Genomic DNA, 19,465 nt, shown 5'->3' with positions numbered 1-19,465 from the left:
TTTTGGTTTTGCATCTTTATGCATTTCTAGGTATAGTGTTTTATCCCTTTTGCTTGGTTATCAATACTTATCATAATGCCATGGCTATTTATCGATATTTTCTAACGTTTATTTTTATTGGACTTACACAAGTTAATGTTTTGTATGCTGCTGATGATAATCAACAGTTACAGACTTTGCGTCGTTCAATTCAAGAACAAGAAAATCGTTTGGCTGAGCAAAAAAAAGAGCGAAACCAGTTAGTTAATGATCTTAAACAGCAAGAAACAGAAATTGCAAAATTATTAACTTCAATTGAGAAAAACGATTTAACTTTAAAAAAAATCGATAGTGAAATTAATCGGTTAATTAAACAAATTGAACAATTAAATATTAAGCAACAACAACAGCGAGATGCGTTATCTAAACAACTTGAAAGCGCATTTAAATTAGGGAAAACAACAGGGTTATCGCTGATTTTTGCCAGTGAACAAAGTGAGCGTAATGAACGGCTGATTAATTATTATGGTTATATTAATCAAGCTAGACAGCAACTGATTAACGAACTTCGTGAAACGCAATTACAGTTAAACGAAAAAAAATTAACGTTACAAAATAAACAAATTTCACAGCAAGCATTACAAACCAAACAGAAACAAGAACAAGTTGGCCTTGAAAAAAACCGTCAAGATCGACAAAAAACCATTACTTCGCTCGAATCATCTATGCAGGTCAATCAACAAAAATTGGCTCAATTGCACGAAAATGAAGCCAAGTTACAAGCAAAAATTGCTCAAGCTGAAAAAGAGAGTCGACGATTAGCTGAAGAAGAAGCAAGACAGGCAAAACATATTGAGCAGAAACAAAAAAATACCAACTACACTTTAAATTCTGATGAACGGGCATTAATGGCACGTGTGAGTGGTATAGGTAAACCACAACACCAATTTAATTGGCCGGTCACCGGTCCAGTCGTACATCGATTTGGCGAGTCACTGCAAGGTGAACTGTATTGGAAAGGTATGGTAATTAATGCGAAGGATGGTACCCAAGTTAAGGCAATCGCTGATGGTCGAGTGATACTGGCTAGTTGGTTGCAAGGTTATGGTTTTGTGGTTGCACTAGAGCATGGTAAAGGCGATATGAGTTTATATGGTTACAACCAACGTGTTTTAGTCGATGTCGGCGATAAAATCTCCACTGGACAAGCCATTGCTTTAGTTGGTTCAAGTGGTGGTCAAAATAGTTCAGGACTCTATTTTGAGATTCGCCGAGATGGTAAAGCGTTAGATCCTAAAGGTTGGTTAAAATAGTGCATCGTTCAATCATTTACATACTTATAAGTCTATTATTTTTTAATTCAAGCCTTACTTTTGCGGCACAATTAGCTCTGGTTATTGATGATTTTGGTTATCGGCAACATAATGAAGAGCAAATTATAGCATTATCAACCAATATAACAGTTGCTGTTTTACCCCATTCACCTAATGCAAAACGTATCGCTAATATGGCTCATGAACATGGGAATGATGTGATTATACACTTACCCATGGCACCAATGGGTAAGCAGCCACTTGAAAAAGATACGTTGTTTCCCACTATGAGCGAAACTGAGGTTAATCGCATTGTGAATAATGCTATTGCGCGTGTACCTCATGCTATTGGTGTTAATAATCATATGGGCAGTTTAATGACATCCAATCTTAATGGCATGCAATATGTTATGAAAGCACTCAGCCCACATTCTATGTTTTTTTTAGATAGTAAAACGATTGGAAAAACAGCCGTCAAAACAGCAGCGAGCGCCTATAATATCCCTGTAGTTGTGCGCGATGTATTTTTAGATGATCAGCAAAATGAACATGCTATTAGCCAGCAATTTGAATTAGCTATTCAAGTTGCTCGTAAAAAAGGGGTTGCCATTGCCATTGGTCATCCTCATCCACAGACACTCAATGTATTGAAAAATAGATTAGCGCAATTGCCTTCAGATATAACATTAATCAAAGTCAGTCAGCTTGTTACACCGCAACCTGAACCAATAAAGCCAAAAGCAACGTTAAAAGATATTATAGACAGATACAAACAGCGCTGCGATCAAGTTTGGCATTTTTATCATACCGAAAACGAATAATTATTTTTTTTCTAAGGTTCGGTGCCGAATTTGTACTTGCTTATTTTGTGCTTTAAAAAATTCAGCCAGCTGTTCAGCAATAAAAACAGAGCGATGTTGGCCTCCGGTACAACCAATAGCAATGGTTAAATAGCTACGATTATTTTTTTCTAACATCGGTAACCATTGCTGTAAATAACTGGCGGTTTGATAGATAAAATTAGTCACTTCATCATGCTGAAATAGATATTTTTTTACTGGCTCATCTAATCCAGTTAGGGGACGTAGTGCAATATCCCAATGGGGATTGGGTAAAAAGCGGACATCAAAAACAAAATCGGCATCGACCGGCAAACCATGTTTAAAACCAAAGGATTCAAAGATCATGGTTAATTCACGTTCTTTTTTACCTAAAATGCGTGTTCGTAAAATGTCTGATAGTTGATGCACTGAAAGATTATCAGTATTGATGACCAAACTTGCATTTGATTTTAATGATTCTAAATATTTTTCTTCAAGATCGATTGCTTCTTCAAGTGAGTATTTTTGATTGGTTAAGGGATGGATTCGTCTGGTTTCGCTATAACGACGAATTAGGGTATTGCGGCTACAGTCAAAGAAGATAATCTCGGGTGTGACAGAGTTTGGCAATTGTTGCAAAATGTCGCGGTTAAAATCAAAATTTGGCGGTAAATTGCGAATATCAATGCTAACGGCAACGGGGGTATTATTGTTCTTTAATGAATCGGCTAATTGTGGCAATAGCACAACAGGGATGTTATCCACACAATAAAAACCCATATCTTCTAGTGCACGTAGTGCAATCGATTTCCCTGAACCTGAACGGCCACTAACAATCATGAGAATCACAATGTTAACTCCAATATGCTAATTAACTTAAGTATATACCGTTTACTCAACAAGATGCAATTTCATATATCGATGATATTGCGATTAATATTCGGATTTTATTTTAGTAATTAACTGTTTTAATGCTTGACCACGATGTGAAATCTGGCTTTTATGCTCTTTGCTAAGTTGGGCTGCTGTGCAATCTAACTCTGGTATATAAAAAAGTGGATCATAGCCAAAGCCGCCTTCTCCTTGTTCTTGATTTAGGATTAATCCATGCCATTTGCCTAAACAAATAATTGGCGTTGGATCGTTATCATGGCGCATAAAAACCAAGGCACAATAAAAATAGGCAGTGCGCTTTTCTGCTGGAACATTGTGTAGTTGTGAAAGTAATTTTTGATTATTTAATTTATCGTTACCATGGCAACCCGCATAACGTGCAGAATAAATACCTGGCGCACCATTAAGGGCATCAACCACTAAACCTGAATCATCTGCAATAGCGGGTAGTCCTGTTAATTTTGCGGTATGCCTTGCTTTTAAAATGGCATTTTCGATAAAAGTTAAACCTGTTTCATCGACATCGGGAACATTAAATTCTTTTTGTGCCACAATATTAAAGCCAGCATCGGCTAAAAGTGTTTGCAATTCATTGACTTTGCCTTGATTATTGGTTGCTAAAACAATTTTTTGCATCTTTAATTCCTTACCATAAAATTATGTTGATAACTATCGTTAACCGTTGTTCGATTTATAAGTTTCGTTAAAAATCGGGATCGCAGTTAAAGGTCATACTTTCACCTGTCTTGGGGTGGAGAATTGTTAACGATTGCGCATGGAGTAACAATCTTTTAGACCGAGAAAAGGCTTCAGGGTGTGCATAAAATTTATCACCTAAAATAGGATGTCCCAGTGCTTGCATATGCACGCGTAATTGGTGTGATCGACCAGTAAAAGGCGATAAGCTAACCCGAGTTGTGTTATCAGGGTTTCTTGAAATGACTTGATATAACGTCAGTGCAGGCTTGCCATTTTCTAAATCGACCATTTGTCGTGGACGGTTTGGCCAATCACAAATCAACGGTAATTCAACTTGACCGCTATCATCTTTAAGATGTCCATAAACTACGGCAATATAATTTTTTTTGGGGATTCGTTCTCGAAATTGCTTTTTTATTTCTCGATCGGCAAGTTTAGATAAAGCGGCAACCATAATGCCACTGGTTGCCATATCTAATCGATGAACGGACTCGACGTAGCTAAATTTTTGCTGTAAACGATGAATAATACTATCGATAAATTGAGGTTTGTTGCCCGACACCGATAAAATACCGGGTTGTTTATTGACAACAACAATATGATCATCTTGGTATAAGATAGAGAGCCAAGGGTCAATAGGAGGATGATATTCCAAAAGCATTTATGTATGACAATTTATAAGATAAAATTGCCACACATTCTAACAAACTCAACAAAAAGTGCCAGTTTTATAGCACGCCTAATTTTTCCATAAGGTATTTTTGTTTACTGCAAAAAATTGGGCAATAAACACGAATAATCCAACTATAAAATAGCAAGCAAAAATAATAATCATCCATTGTGACATTTCAATGGTTAAAAAAGACCAAATTTTATCTGCACACGAGCCGTAAGCATTAAACAGGCCTGGTATCCATTCGTTTAAAGGTAGCCATGATGGAAACTGAACATTAATAGCGCAAGTGTCACTAAAGTTTGGTTCGAATTGTAAATGGGCGTGAAATGTTGCTAAGTTAAAGCCTTTATATGCACTAATTAACCAAACAGCGATCCCCATTATTCTAAAAATAAAATTATTCGGTGCAATTAAGCCAATAATACTGGCTAACATGATGCCAAAAATGGCGCAACGTTGATAAATACACAGTGTGCAAGGCGCTAGTCCTAAGCTGTGTTGAAAATAAAGTGCAGTTAATTCGAAAATAATGGTTGAGAGGAAGAGTAAAAACCAAGCAAACCTTGCGCGAGAGTATTGATTAAGTAACGATAACATACTGTTTTATTCCTCCATATTCGGCTATAATTAGCTATCTTTAATTATATCGAAAATAATCTGTCTTCATTTTTAATTAGTGGTAGTGTAGTTTATTTTCGAATAATGTAAACGACTTTTATTTATTGATGGCGGATTAATCATTTCTTATGGATTCAAACGTTCCACAAACAAAATTACAGGTCTCATTTGTTATCATCACAGAAGAAAATGCGACGCAGCGAATTGATAACTTTCTTATCACACATTTGAAAGGCGTACCTAAAAGTATGATTTATCGCATACTGAGGAAAGGTGAAGTGCGTGTTAATAAAAAACGCATTAAACCCGAGTATAAGCTCAGTATTGGAGATGAAATTCGTATACCGCCTATTCGCGTAGCAGAAAAAACCTCACCTGAAATCTCAACTAAATTAAATAAAGTTGCCGATTTAGAAAAAGCCATTATTTATGAAGATGACGTGATATTAGCCATTAATAAACCCTCGGGTATTGCTGTTCATGGCGGTAGTGGTCTAAGTTTTGGGGTCATTGAAGGACTTCGAGCATTAAGACCTGAAGCAAAATTTCTGGAATTGGTTCATCGAATCGATCGCGAAACATCAGGCGTGTTACTCATTGCTAAAAAACGTTCAGCATTAAAAGCACTGCATGAACAACTGCGCCTAAAACAGATGAAAAAGAACTATTTAGCATTAGTAAAAGGTGATTGGCCTTCTGAATGCAAAGTTATACAGGCACCGTTACTTAAAAATGTTTTGAAAAGTGGCGAACGAGTGGTTAAAGTCGATAAGGAAGGTAAACCTTCAGAGACACGTTTTAAAGTTGAAGAGAGATTTAATTTTGCAACGTTGATTAAAGCCAGTCCTGTTACTGGCCGTACACATCAGATTCGTGTACATACTCAATATGCCAATCATCCTATTGCATTTGATGATCGTTATGGTGATAGCCAATTTGATATGTTATTTGCCAATACTAAACTTAATCGATTATTTTTGCATGCAGCCAATGTGACATTTATTCATCCTAAAACGTTACAAGATATGCAGTTAAGCGCACCAATGGATGATAAATTACAAGCATGCTTAAGTTATCTTAGAACAGAAAAGCATCATCAAACCGAATTTTAAATTGAAAAAAACGAGTGAGGACGAATGAAAGATCTTAATTTATACTTAATTAGACATGGCCAAACCGAGTGGAATATTAAAGATCAGATGCAAGGATCGCAAAATTCACCGTTAACAGAACAAGGTATTTTGGGCGCGAAGATTACTGGACAATATTTAAAGCATATTCCTTTTATGCAAGCTTATTCAAGCCCACAGCTACGAGCTAAAGAAACACGTGATTATATCGTTCACGAAAATGATAATAAAATTCCAACTTTTGAATTAGCAGATTTATGTGAGATGGATTTTGGTCTTTGGGAAGGAAAATCTGTCCCTTATTTGAAAAAAGAAGTGCCTGAATTTAATACTTATCTAACCGATCCAGCTAACTTTGATGCTTCTGTTAATCACGGTGAAAATTATCTTGATACACTGGTAAGGATGAAACGTGCACTGCATACGATTACTCAAAATGCCAGTGAAGATAAAGGTAATATTTTAGTTGTTTCGCATGGCACCGTGTTACGTTTATTACTTTGTGTATTAAATGGTGGTGATTGGCGTTTACATCGGGATGAAGACTATTTTCCACGGATGTTAAATACCAGTGTTAGTGTAGTAAATTATCAGCAGCAAGATGGTCAATCAGAAGGCAAATTTACGGTTAAATATTATAATAATGTTGATCATTTAGCTGATAAATAATCAGCAATTTGACCCATTTTTATTTCTCGACTAATGCTTTTTATAACGTTAGTCGAGAAATATTGAGCCAGATTAGTAAACTTATCTATTTTTACTATAAGGGGCGTAACGTTTTTGAAGTTGTTGTAACTGATTTATTCTGGCATCAATCTTCGATATCATCGTTTGATCGCCATTAGTTTGTTTTTTGGCATTTTGCAGTAATTGAATAGATTGTTGAAATTGCCCCTCTAATGCAACAAGTTCAGCTCTTGCACTCATTTCTTTTGCCCTTGAGTTTAATCCACCATAAGCTGTAATTAGTAGATCCCAACCATTTGTATCATCACTATGATCAAAGGTATAGCGGTGTAATAAGCTAACCGCTTGTTGATAATTACGATTTTTGACGTAAGCGTTAGCCAAGTTTAATTGTAATGCTGAACTATCTGGGGATTTTTTTAAAGCAGTTTGTAACCGATTAATCGCTGCTGCATTATTATTCATGTCTAGATCAATATCTGTCATTAAATCGATATACCACAGATTATTTGGATCATTATCTAGTAATGGTTGAAGTTGTTGTTTGGCTTTTTGGTAATTGTTATTACGATAATCAAACAGAGCATTAGCATAAACTAAAGCAATCTTACTTTGTTCATTATTCAGCTTTTTGTAATCTTCAATTAATAATTTACCGGTATTTTGATTATTAGTTATTAAAATAGCCAAACGTGCTTTTGCTAAATAGTAGTTTAGAGAGGGAGGTAGCTCTTTTTTACTATATTGCATAGAACGGCTACGAATATCAGATAAACGACTATTTGGTAGTGGGTGAGTGAGTAAAATCTCAGGTGGTTTACTGCTAAAACGTGTTTGATCAGCTAATTTTTGTAAAAATTCAGATGAAGCATAAGGATCAAATCCTGCCTTAGCCAATGTTCTAAGCCCAACGCGATCGGCTTCTTGTTCATTAGCCTGTGTAAAACTGATTGTGTTTTGTGCAGAACCTGCCATCGTACTTGTCATCGCGGCCATTCCAGCATCAGGATTCGCCAGCGTAAGTAGTAATGAGCCTAATGCTGCGCCCCAAACATAAGGACTATTACGGTTTTGGTTTTCCATTGCTCTGGCTAAGTGACGTTGAGTCACATGGCCGATTTCGTGCGCCATAACTGAAGCTAATTGACTTTCATTATCAGTATCTAAAATCAGTTTAGAATGAATCACCACATTACCGCCAAAAAAGGCAAACGCATTTAAGACATCACTGCGCATAATATAAAAATGAAAAGGTGTTTGGACTGATTCCGCTTTTGACACAAGTTTTTTACCTAAATCATTAATATATTGATTGAGCACAGGATCATTGATAATAGGGGCATCGGCTCGGAGCAAACGCATATAATAATCACCCATTTCCATCTCTTGACCGATGCTTAAGGTTGATGCAGCAGCGGTTCCCATATCTGGCAGGTTAATGTTATCAGCAAAAACTAACGGAGAGTTTTGCAACAATAATGAGGTAGTGAGAGCTAATGCGATTGCTTTTTTTAACATTATATAGACCACTTAAATTAACAATTAGATTGCCTTATTTTAGCTGAAAAAAAACGCAATATCACTGTCAATTTTAATTCAATACGAATATTGAAAAGAGATTAACTCACGCGTGTAATTACTTACTTAGGGAAAGCTATTTTAAACTAATTTACTGAAAAATTATTGAAATGCTGCTTGGCGAATATTTTCAATATCAACTGTTTTATATACTTAATAATATTCGGGTACACATTATAGTGATGACCGAATTCAGGCTGAATTAATTGATTAATAGCTTCAGATTTAGCCCAATTGAAAAACTACACGGTATATGTAGCAAGGGTCACACCAGTTCGTTTACTACCATGCCAATAATGAACTAATATTGGTTTGGTGATTGTTTAAAGGCTTTAAGTATTACAATCATTTTTTCGTCGGTAATATGACTAGTCCGTATCTTAATCCAAACTTCGGTAAGATCGGTATTATTCAAGCTATCCCGATCACTATGCAATACACGCAAGTTAATTATGGTTTTAAAACCTAGCTTATTCAGATATTGTATCTGCTTTATAGTCGGCTGTTTTGATCGACAAATATCATTGCAATTTGATAAAAATTATTGGGTTATTGTGAGTGAGGTTTCACTTTGTATTGATAACGTTAGAAAACACAACAATAATATAACCCTATTTTTTAAAACTCAAACAATAAGAGTGATTAAGTGTTGTGCTTTCTTTAACATTATTAAGATTAAATCAGCAATGGTTTTATGCTTTACTTTGACGATTTTTGATAAATTCAACAATATCGTCAATTTTTATCATTTGCTTATCACCACCACTGCGATGTTTATATTCCACTTCACCATTTTCAAGATTGCGTTCACCAATAACAATAGTATGTGGAATACCAATCAACTCTGCATCGGCAAACATCACACCTGGTCGCTCTTTACGATCGTCAAATAAAACTTCAATGCCAGAGGCTTGTAAATCAGCATACAGTTTCTCTGCTGTTGCTTGTACTTTTTCTGATTTATGCATGTTCATTGGGATGATGACCACGCTAAATGGCGCTATAGCTTCTGGCCATACAATACCTCGATCATCATGGCATTGTTCGATTGCTGCTGCAACAATTCGGCTAACCCCAATACCATAACAGCCCATAATCATTACGTGGTTTTGTCCATCTTCGCCTTGGACTGTTGCTTTCATTGCTTCTGAATACTTCGTACCAAGTTGGAAAATATGCCCAACTTCGATACCACGTTTAATCTGTAATGTCCCTTTACCATCAGGGCTAATATCGCCTTCCACCACATTACGGATATCTTCGACTCTTGGTAATGCAACATCGCGCTCCCAATTGATATTAACGTAATGTTTATGGTCGATATTCGCACCGGCACTAAAGTCACTCATTATTGCTACATCACGGTCAATAATGATTGGCATATTAAGATTAACAGGACCTAATGAACCAGGCCCAGCATTGACAATTGCTCGAATTTCCTCTTCAGTTGCAAATTCAAGCGGTGATGCCACAATATCAATTTTTTCCGCTTTGATTTCGTTCAACGTGTGATCACCACGAACTAATAAAGCAACAAGTTGGTGCCCACTCTCTTTCGTCGCCTTAACCATGAGTGTTTTGACTGTTTTCTCAATTGGTAAATTAAATTGTGCAACTAACTCATCAATCGTTTTTGCATTAGGTGTATCAATGAGTTCCATCACCTTAGTTGGTGCTAAGCGGCTTTGCGTTGGTGCTAATGCCTGTGCCATCTCAATATTAGCGGCGTAATCAGATTCAGTAGAAAAGACAATATCATCTTCACCACTATCGGCTAATACTTGGAATTCGTGAGACCAGTTACCACCAATTGAGCCTGTATCGGCACGCACCGCTCTAAAGTTTAATCCGGCACGAGTAAATACTGCACTATAGGCTTTATACATATCATCATACGTTTCTTGTAATGATTCTTGTGAGGTATGAAACGAGTAGGCATCTTTCATAATAAATTCACGCGAGCGCATTACACCAAAGCGAGGTCGCACTTCATCACGAAATTTGGTTTGAATTTGGTAAAGATTAAGTGGTAATTGTTTGTATGAGCTGACTTCATTACGTAACAAATCAGTGATGACTTCTTCATGAGTTGGACCTAAAACAAAGTCACGATTACCACGGTCTTTTATCCGTAATAATTCAGGACCATATTGTTCCCAACGTCCACTCTCTTGCCAAATATCAGCAGGTTGAACAACTGGCATTAATACTTCAATTGCACCTGCTTTATTCATCTCTTCGCGAACAATATTTTCGACTTTTTTGAGTACACGATAACCAGTGGGTAACCAAGTATACAATCCTGCGGCAACTTTACGAATCATGCCGGCACGTAACATTAATTGATGGCTTATCACTTCAGCATCTGCTGGAGTCTCTTTTAATGTAGAAAGAAGATATTTACTGGTTCGCATACATTTATCCTGAAAAATAATTTATCTATAAATATAATAAAAATGTTAGCTAGTTTAGCAGTACAGCGCGTAACACTAAAGCAATTTTATTGTTATTTTTTAGCATCGGCGTAATTAGCCTAAAGAGTTTAAGTAAACAAACTGACCAATTTAGTCACTGACAATAATAATTTTTACGTATTTTGTATCAAAATTGATACTTTATTAATTTTTCGGCTGGCTAGGTATCAAAAGAGATATCTTTATCTTATTGATTATATTTAATTTTTTGTTAATTTGTGTGATGTAGATCACTTTAGTAACGTTTTTAAATTGATATCATACGCACAAATTTTTAGGTATAGGAGAATATTAATATGGATAATGCCATAGCCAATAGAAAAGCTAGTGAGGTAAAAAATGAGGCAAAATTACCCAAGTGGCGTAAAAGTGATACGTTATGGATGCTAAGTCTGTATGGAACAGCAATAGGTGCTGGCGTACTGTTTTTACCGATAAACGCAGGTGTTGGGGGATTAATTCCATTATTAGTAATGTTAGTGCTTGCCTTTCCGATGACATTTTTTGCCCATCAAGCGTTATGTCGATTTGTTTTATCGGGTAAAAAACCTGAAGGGGATATTACAGTTGTTGTAGAAGAGGCATTTGGACGAACTGCCGGTAACTTTATCACAGTGCTCTATTTTTTTGCTATCTACCCCATTTTATTGGTTTACAGTGTTGGGATCACCAATACCGTTGATAGCTTTATGGTACATCAATTAGGCATGGCATCGATACCTAGGGCGTTATTATCCTTTATATTAGTCGCTTTTTTAATGTCGATTGTTCACTTTGGTGAAGAGCTGATTGTCAAAGTGATGTCGATTTTGGTGTTTCCGTTTATTGCTGTTCTGATGATTTTAGCGCTATTTCTAATTCCGGAATGGAATGGTGAGGTTTTTTCTAACGTTTCACTCACTAGTGCTGGCAGTGAAGGAAGTCAAAGTATTTTAATGACGCTGTGGTTGGTTATTCCGGTTATGGTGTTTGCATTTAATCACTCTCCTATTATCTCTTCTTTAGCTGTCGCTAAACGCAAAGAGTATGGCGATGTTTATGCTGAACAAAAATGCTCTAGAATTATTGCCGCAAGTAATATAATGATGGTCGCTACTGTCATGTTTTTTGTGTTTAGTTGTGCACTATGTTTGACCCCTGCTGAGTTATTGGATGCAAAAGCACAAAATATTTCGACATTATCTTATTTGGCAAACCGATTTAATTCACCTGTGATTGAGTATATTGGTCCTCCAATTGCTTTTATTGCAATGGCTAAATCATTTTTAGGGCACTATTTAGGGGGGAAAGAGGGCTTTAATGGGGTGGTGAATAAATTGCTACGTAGCTGTGATAAAACAATTTCACCAGCAAAATTAGATAAAATTGCCATTGGTTTTATGTTTATCACTGCTTGGGGAATAGCAACACTTAATCCAAGTATTTTAGGTTTAATTGAATCATTGGGTGGACCAATTTTAGCGATACTTTTATTTTTAATGCCGATGTATGCAATTCACAAATTACCAGCATTGGCTAAGTATCGAGGCAAATTAAGCAATGTGTTTATTGTCATTATGGGATTGATTGCTATTTCAGCTGCTATTTATAATTTGCTTTAAGCTTGAATTTATCCGTTATGATGACCATCTAAAGGAAAAATCCGCTTAGGTTAATAGGCGGATAAATATTTTTCGAGTTGATAACAGTTATGTGTTTAATCAGTCTTGATTTTCATTTTAAGTATTGGGCGCGCTGCCCTAATTGTTGATTGTTAAACGTTTAATACAGATGTTTATTATCTAATTTGATTGAGTAATCTATAAAGTATTTATCAATGTGGCTTAGTTACATTGAGTTTTGAAAAGGGAAAAATATGAGTTCGGTATTTGAAATATTTAAAATCGGTATTGGGCCGTCAAGTTCACATACAGTCGGACCAATGCGAGCCGGAAAAGCATTTGTCGATGAGCTGATAAGTAAAGGGTTGATGCCGTCTGTGACAAAAATTGTAGCGGACGTTTATGGTTCATTATCATTAACCGGTAAGGGGCATCAAACAGATATTGCCATTATTATGGGACTGGCAGGTGAAAAACCCGATACCGTAAATATTGATAACATACCGATATTTATTGAAAAAATCAGCCAGACTAATCGATTGCCGATTTATAACAATCGTTATGAAATTGATTTTCCGCTAGCTGAGTGTATGATTTTCCACTCTAAGTTTTTACCATTGCATGAAAATGGTATGACACTCAGCGCTTATCATGGCGATGATTTGCTGTTGCAAAAAACTTATTACTCTGTTGGCGGTGGCAAAATTGTTGAAGAAGCACAATTTGGTCAACAAGATCAAAATCCAGTTTTATTGCCTTACCCATTCTCGACTGCTGCGCAGCTATTAAAATCGTGTGAAGATAATTCGTTATCTATTTCCAGTATTATGATGAAAAACGAGCTGGAATTGCACTCTTATGAAGAGATTGAAAACTATTTTCATCATGTCGGGCAAACCATTTTAGATTGTATAAAACGGGGAATGAATACCGAGGGGCTATTACCGGGTCCACTTAAAGTGCCACGTCGTGCGTTTTCGTTATACCGTCAATTATCGACCACTAAAGATAATATTATTAGCGATCCTATGGTGATTATTGATTGGGTCAATATGTTTGCCTTAGCGGTGAGTGAAGAGAATGCTGCTGGTGGACGGGTGGTAACAGCACCAACTAATGGCGCATGTGGGATTATTCCTGCGGTTCTTGCCTATTATGATAAGTTTATTAATCCTGTTACGCCTGAAATCTCAATGCGTTTCTTTTTAACTTGTGGAGCAATAGGGCAACTTTACCAAAAAAATGCCTCGATATCGGGGGCAGAAGTGGGCTGCCAAGGTGAAGTGGGTGTTGCTTGTTCAATGGCTGCTGCGGGCCTTGCCGAGCTTTTAGGTGGAAATCCACAGCAAGTTTGTATGGCAGCTGAGATTGCTATGGAACATAATTTAGGTTTGACTTGCGATCCGGTTGCAGGGCAAGTACAAGTGCCGTGTATTGAGCGTAATGCAATTGCCTCTGTTAAAGCAATTAATGCGACTCGAATGGCGTTAAGGCGCACAACAGTTGCCAAAGTGTCGCTTGATAAGGTGATTGAAACAATGTATGAAACCGGTAAAGACATGAATGCTAAATATCGTGAAACATCACGAGGCGGGCTGGCAATTACCGTTTACTGTAATTAATTAGCTATTAATTGCGATGAATTAATCCTTCAATTTGCCGACTAGTCATTTGGCGAATTGAAGCGATCAAATTTAATATTTCCAGCGCATAGTATTCGCCTTGGAACGTAAAAAGTCATTATTAACTAGCATATCGACTTTTTCACTTTTTATTGAACGTAACTTCCTTTTTCGTTTGGCTTGATCGGTTGATGTGTTATGCATTAGTTCATTATAGGCAAGTAAATTATTGAGTTGATCAAGTTCGTCTAATCCTCGTAGTACATTTATTAGTGTATGTAAAGTAATGGATTCACCATTTTCTATGCGTTTAATTGTTGCTATGCCGAGTTCAGATTTTTGAGCAAGTTCTTGTTGAGATAAATTTTTTTCAATTCTTGCTAATTTAATTCTGCGACATAACATTGCAACAATTTCTGTTGTTTGATTCATGCGTGATCCTCAATATAAACATAATGCATTGAGTTTTGAGCCTATTGTATCGGGGTTAATTGGGTAGTATATGCGTTAAACCTTCGATGATATCAGAAGCTAATAAACTGTATTTATTTAATTTTTCAGCTGCCTTGTTACCAGCCAAACCATGCAAGTAAACACTTACTGGGGCTGCTTGAGCCGCGGGTAAGTGACCGGCAATGAGTCCAGCTATAATACCAGTTAACACATCACCTGATCCAGCAGTTGCCATACCATTATTGCCTGATTGATTAATATAGGTTGGTTTGTTAGGGTGGGCAACGACGGTCTTAGCATCTTTAAGTACACAAATGACGTTGTGGTGTTGCGAAAATGCTTTTGCTGTTGCGATTAAATTATTTTTAATCTTATCGATAGATAGCTTTGTTAGGTTCGCCATTTCACCTAAATGTGGTGTAAGAATAATGGTTGATTTTGCCTTCTCAAGTAATGACAAATCTTGCGATAAAACATTAAGCCCGTCAGCATCAATAATTATTGGCACGGTTGCATGGTGAACGACATAAGATAAAATCTGATAGGTATCATCAGATATCCCCATACCGGGACCGATAACAATTACTGATGCCCAATTTATCCATGTTTCAAGCTCAGTAAAATTAACTTGATTAGGTGTAAAAGGTGATAATAAAGCTTCGGGGAGTTGGGATAATAAAATACTGCTATTACAAATTGGTGTGTAAATACGTACTAACCCAGCACCAGCTCGATAGGCGGCCTTAGCCGAAAAGTAAGCGGCACCGGACATGTTTTTCGAGCCGGCTATCGTCAATACTTTACCATAAGAGCCTTTATGGGAGTCATTTGCTCGCACAGGTAACAAGTTATCCAGATCATTTTGCTCAAAGGTATAATGTGCTGTTGGTTTGTCTGCATAAATGCCAATATCGGCAATGGTTATTTTGCCGGCTAGTTCAATGCCGGGATAAAAAGATAATCCAAGCTTAGTATAGGCAAACGTTACTGTCTGTTTTGCGTTTACCGCAGCACCTAATATTTTACCGGTATTTGCACACACGCCGGAAGGTATATCAATAGCGAGTATATCGCCATGACTTTGATTAATTAGCTCAATCGCTCGCACAAAATCACCGCTAACATCTCGATTAAGGCCAATACCAAAAATGGCATCCACAACGGTTGTATAAGATGAAAGTGAATCGGGTAACGATGTTAAGATAGGGATTTGATAGTGCTGAGCTATTTTGATTTGTTGTAATGTTTCGGTCGAAGCATTATCACAATTACCCACTAAATAGATAACAACATCAATTTGTTGTAATTTGAGTAGCCGAGCAACGGCAATACCGTCTCCGCCATTATTACCATAACCACATATGAGCGCAACTTTGTTTAAATCAAATTCACCAGATTTAAGTTGTTCGATAACAGCAAGGGCAGCGCGTTCCATAAGCACCAATGAGGGTAAGCCCACATCCGAAGTTGTATAAGTATCAAATTGTTTCATTTCAGATGAGGTGACCAAGTATTGCATACTGCCTCCGTCTTGCCTTTAAAAATAGCCACATTATGTGGCTAAATTATTGTGATGGGTTAATCTAATTTATGTTTTAGATTAATAATTGTTCTTCTTGCTGATCTTTGAGTTGCTGCCTTTCTAAACTTTCTAGAATTTTTTTATGGATGCCACTAAAACCACCATTGCTCATAATCAAAATTGCATCTGTAGGTTTAGCTGATTTGATGATCATCTCAACTAATAGATCGATATCCCCAGACCAATGTGCAGGCTGAATACAGGCATCAACCACATCAGCAACTAGCCAAGGTAAATGTTCAGGTTGGAAGATGAAAATTTCGTCAGCACGTCCTAGCGAAGGCGCTAATTCATCTTTTGATACACCCAATTTCATGGTATTTGACCGAGGTTCAAGTACGGCTAATATTCGGCGATTAGCACCAATTTTGCTGCGTAATGCTTCTAATGTAGCCAATATTGCTGTTGGATGATGAGCAAAATCATCATATATTTCGATATTATTGACTTCTCCATAAAGCTCTAAGCGTCTTTTAGCGTTAACAAAAGTGCTTAATGCCTTGCATGCATCAGCAGGCGTAATCCCGACATTATGCGCAGCTGCAATCGCCATTAATGCATTATGCATATTATGTTCGCCAACTAGGGAATATTGCACTTCCCCCACTTTTTGATTATTAAAATAAACCGCAAAATGACTTGCATCATTATTAATGCGCTGTGCAAGCCAGCCATTTTCAGATTCAGTAAACGTTTGTTCACTCCAACAGCCTTTAGCGAGTACTTGTTTTAAATTGACATCGTCTTGTGGTGAAATGATAAGCCCTTTACTAGGTACTAAGCGCACTAAATGATGAAATTGTTTTTGAATTGCACTAAGATCATCAAAAATATCGGCATGATCAAATTCTAAGTTATTCATTATCAAAGTTTTCGGGCAATAATGCATAAATTTAGAACGTTTATCAAAAAAAGAACAATCATATTCATCGGCTTCAATAACAAAAAAATTGCCTTCCCCGAGCCTTGCTGATACATCAAAATTACCCGGTACACCACCAATAACAAAGCCTTGATTATAACCTTGCTTTTCTAAAATCCAGTTAACCATACCTGCTGTTGTTGTTTTACCATGAGTACCGGCAACGGCTATGACCCAACGGTTGCATAAAACGTTATCGTGTAGCCATTGTGGCGCAGAAATATAGGGAATATTGTTATCAAGAATATATTCAATACAAGGATTTCCCCTTGATAAAGCGTTACCAATAATAACTAAATCTGGTGTAGGAGTGAGTTGTGCTGGGTCGTACCCTTCAATAATCTCTATATTTTCTTTTTGTAAGAGAGTACTCATGGGTGGGTAAACATTTTTGTCTGAACCAGTAACTTTATGGCCTAGTGATCGGGCTATCAAAGCAATGCCTGCCATAAATGTGCCACAAATCCCTAGAATATGAATACGCATTTTTAATCCTTAACTTTTATAAAAATATATCGATAATAATAACTGTTTATCACTATAGTCGTTTTGAATGGTAATGAGATTTAACACCGACATGTGCCGGTTATTATAGACGATTTTAAATAGTTATGCGATAGGCCATAAATATCGAATCATCAACTTTGCCGCCTGATTACCTCGAAAATCATCTACAACTAAATGGTAAACGATTTTGGCTTTTTTTATCGATTGATCCGGCCATTGTTGTAAATCAGCATTAAATAATATACCTTCTATTAGACTCCCCCCATTTTGGGGTTCTAACACTAATCTAAGGTGTTTTTCTGCAAATAGGCGTTGTTGATGGATAATAAATTCACCATCAAAAATAGGTTCATCAAATCCCTCACCCCAAGGTCCACCTTCTTTTAATTGTAAAGCCATTGCATAATTAAAATCTTGTTCATCGACTTCACCATCAGTTTCAATTGTTGGTTGCAATACCTCTTCACTTAATTTGTCATTTAATAGCGCTTCAAAATTGTCTCTAAATAGCTCGATGTCTTGTTCAAGAATCGTTAAACCAACCGCCATTGCATGACCGCCAAAACTGACGATTAAGTTCGGGTGCTTTTGATCCAGTTCATCAAGTACATCACGTAAGTGAACACCTGGGATAGATCTTCCTGAACCTTTTAAATGACCATCTTGGGTTGAAGCAAAGGAGATAACTGGACGGTAATATTTGTCTTTTAATCGCGCCGATAAAATACCGATAATACCTTGATGCCACTGTGGATGGTAAACGACAATAGCATTTGGAATAGATGTGTCTTGTTTTTCAAGCTGCTGAATATATGCTAATGCTTCTTTGTGCATTGTTTGTTCAATTAGCTTACGGTCGGTATTGAGTATATCAAGATCCGTTGCTTGCTGAACTGCTAGGTCAAAATCATCACAGAGCAATAGTTCAACACCTAGTGCCATATTATCCATTCTTCCTGCTGCATTGAGTCTTGGTGCAACATAGTAGGCTAAATCAATCGCAGTAAAAGATACTGCTTCTTTTCTTGCTATATGTAACAACGCTTTGATTCCATCACAGCAATAGCCGGATCGTATTCTATTCATGCCTTGGTGCACTAGTATTCGATTATTATGGTCAAGTTTGACAACGTCAGCAATGGTACCTAGAGCGACTAAATCTAATAGATTGGCGATATTGTACTCGGTTAGATGATTATTAATGAACCAATTTTCTTTGCGTAATTTAGCTCTTAATGCCAGCATAAAGTAAAATGCAACACCGACGCCAGCAAGATGTTTAGATGGAAAAGTGCAATTAGGTAAATTGGGATTAATTATTGCATCTGCAATAGGTAACTGTTCGGGGCATAAATGGTGATCGGTAATAATCACTGTTAAGTTAGCTTGTTTGGCAAATTTTACCGCTTCTACTGCGGCAATACCGTTATCAACAGTGATAATGAGATCTGCATGTCTTGACATTGCTTTTTCAACAACACCTATACTCAAGCCATAGCCATCTTCAAAACGATCTGGAATGATATAATCGACAAATTGGCAGCCCATTTTTCTCAGTGCAGTAACCGTTAATGCGGTACTGGTAGCGCCATCGGTATCAAAATCGCCAACAACGATGATACGTTGATTATTCTTCATTGCTGAATAAATAATTTCAACAGCGGTGGTTGTTCCATCTAATTTATCATAATTGCACAAATTACGCGTAGAATAGTCTAGCTCTTGCATTGATTTGATATCTCGCGCGGCATAAATCCGTTGCAATAATGGCGGAATATCTTGTGAGAATTCGGGAAGCGTTTGTGGTAATTGTCGATGTATTATTCTATTTTTATTCATATTTAAAATGTTAGCGCAAAAGCGCTAACACAAGTTGTTATAGTGGTTAGTTCGAATATTAATTGTT

Annotated in this window: 16 protein-coding genes; 6 read left to right on the top strand and 10 right to left on the bottom strand. The window is 36.8% G+C overall.

The annotated features are described in order from the left end of the window. The first annotated feature begins 80 nt into the window (after positions 1-80). Both envC and A9G03_RS08825 read left to right on the top strand, forming a co-directional pair. A complete protein-coding gene (gene envC / locus A9G03_RS08830) occupies positions 81-1,292 on the top strand; it encodes a murein hydrolase activator EnvC (RefSeq protein ID WP_143425839.1) in 1,212 nt (403 codons plus the stop codon). Further along, positions 1,292-2,113, top strand: a complete 822-nt coding sequence (locus A9G03_RS08825; protein WP_065798968.1) for a divergent polysaccharide deacetylase family protein — start codon at positions 1,292-1,294, stop codon at positions 2,111-2,113. The genes envC and A9G03_RS08825 overlap by 1 nt, the downstream gene beginning before the upstream one ends. Here the strand turns inward: A9G03_RS08825 and rapZ are convergent, their stop codons facing one another. From rapZ to dsbB, 4 genes are all read right to left on the bottom strand, one after another. After that, positions 2,114-2,962 carry an RNase adapter RapZ gene (gene rapZ, locus A9G03_RS08820; RefSeq protein WP_065634009.1) on the bottom strand — a complete coding sequence of 283 codons (849 nt, stop codon included), beginning with the start codon at positions 2,960-2,962 and terminating at the stop codon, positions 2,114-2,116. Positions 2,963-3,046: 84 nt separating this feature from the next. Beyond that, entirely contained in the window at positions 3,047-3,643 is a 597-nt protein-coding gene (locus A9G03_RS08815; RefSeq protein ID WP_065634010.1) for an XTP/dITP diphosphatase, read from the bottom strand. 67 nt (positions 3,644-3,710) lie between these two features. Further along, positions 3,711-4,367, bottom strand: a complete 657-nt coding sequence (gene rluA / locus A9G03_RS08810) for a bifunctional tRNA pseudouridine(32) synthase/23S rRNA pseudouridine(746) synthase RluA (RefSeq protein WP_065634011.1) — start codon at positions 4,365-4,367, stop codon at positions 3,711-3,713. A 78-nt stretch (positions 4,368-4,445) separates the two neighbouring features. Continuing rightward, positions 4,446-4,979 (bottom strand): disulfide bond formation protein DsbB, encoded by a 534-nt coding sequence (dsbB, locus tag A9G03_RS08805; RefSeq protein WP_065798967.1) that lies wholly within the window; start codon positions 4,977-4,979, stop codon positions 4,446-4,448. Between the two features lie 149 nt (positions 4,980-5,128). Here dsbB and rluC point away from each other — a divergent pair, with 149 nt between their 5' ends. Further along, positions 5,129-6,112, top strand: coding sequence for a 23S rRNA pseudouridine(955/2504/2580) synthase RluC (gene rluC, locus A9G03_RS08800; protein WP_065798966.1), 984 nt, complete (start codon positions 5,129-5,131; stop codon positions 6,110-6,112). 24 nt (positions 6,113-6,136) lie between these two features. Further along, positions 6,137-6,799, top strand: coding sequence for a histidine phosphatase family protein (locus tag A9G03_RS08795; RefSeq protein WP_065634014.1), 663 nt, complete (start codon positions 6,137-6,139; stop codon positions 6,797-6,799). An 81-nt stretch (positions 6,800-6,880) separates the two neighbouring features. On the opposite strand, the gene A9G03_RS08790 is transcribed toward A9G03_RS08795, so the two are convergent. Beyond that, the gene (locus tag A9G03_RS08790) at positions 6,881-8,338 is read right to left on the bottom strand and encodes a beta-barrel assembly-enhancing protease (protein ID WP_065798965.1); all 1,458 of its coding nucleotides are present in this window, start codon (positions 8,336-8,338) and stop codon (positions 6,881-6,883) included. 752 nt (positions 8,339-9,090) lie between these two features. Beyond that, complete coding sequence (gene proS / locus A9G03_RS08785) at positions 9,091-10,812, bottom strand: proline--tRNA ligase (protein ID WP_065798964.1); 1,722 nt, start codon at positions 10,810-10,812, stop codon at positions 9,091-9,093. Between the two features lie 356 nt (positions 10,813-11,168). Here proS and A9G03_RS08780 point away from each other — a divergent pair, with 356 nt between their 5' ends. Together A9G03_RS08780 and A9G03_RS08775 are read left to right on the top strand one after the other, a co-directional pair. Further along, positions 11,169-12,473 (top strand): serine/threonine transporter, encoded by a 1,305-nt coding sequence (locus A9G03_RS08780; RefSeq protein ID WP_065798963.1) that lies wholly within the window; start codon positions 11,169-11,171, stop codon positions 12,471-12,473. Between the two features lie 254 nt (positions 12,474-12,727). Continuing rightward, entirely contained in the window at positions 12,728-14,095 is a 1,368-nt protein-coding gene (locus tag A9G03_RS08775) for an L-serine ammonia-lyase (protein ID WP_065634018.1), read from the top strand. Between the two features lie 72 nt (positions 14,096-14,167). Here A9G03_RS08775 and A9G03_RS08770 read toward each other — a convergent pair whose 3' ends face one another. The 4 genes from A9G03_RS08770 to recJ all read right to left on the bottom strand — a co-directional run bounded on the left by A9G03_RS08770 (position 14,168) and on the right by recJ (position 19,398). Further along, entirely contained in the window at positions 14,168-14,527 is a 360-nt protein-coding gene (locus tag A9G03_RS08770) for a helix-turn-helix domain-containing protein (protein WP_065634019.1), read from the bottom strand. 55 nt (positions 14,528-14,582) lie between these two features. After that, positions 14,583-16,067 carry an NAD(P)H-hydrate dehydratase gene (locus A9G03_RS08765; RefSeq protein ID WP_065798962.1) on the bottom strand — a complete coding sequence of 495 codons (1,485 nt, stop codon included), beginning with the start codon at positions 16,065-16,067 and terminating at the stop codon, positions 14,583-14,585. A gap of 76 nt (positions 16,068-16,143) precedes the next feature. Then, positions 16,144-17,538 (bottom strand): UDP-N-acetylmuramate:L-alanyl-gamma-D-glutamyl-meso-diaminopimelate ligase, encoded by a 1,395-nt coding sequence (gene mpl / locus A9G03_RS08760; RefSeq protein ID WP_065798961.1) that lies wholly within the window; start codon positions 17,536-17,538, stop codon positions 16,144-16,146. A 123-nt stretch (positions 17,539-17,661) separates the two neighbouring features. Continuing rightward, positions 17,662-19,398 (bottom strand): single-stranded-DNA-specific exonuclease RecJ, encoded by a 1,737-nt coding sequence (gene recJ / locus A9G03_RS08755; protein ID WP_065798960.1) that lies wholly within the window; start codon positions 19,396-19,398, stop codon positions 17,662-17,664. Between the last annotated feature and the right edge of the window lie 67 nt (positions 19,399-19,465).

Source organism: Gilliamella sp. wkB171 (assembly GCF_001693755.1).
In the GTDB taxonomy this organism is placed as follows: Bacteria; Pseudomonadota; Gammaproteobacteria; order Enterobacterales; family Orbaceae; genus Gilliamella; species Gilliamella apicola_F.
Note: the sequence above shows the minus strand (reverse complement) of the source record. Positions and strands in the feature narration are given on the sequence as shown.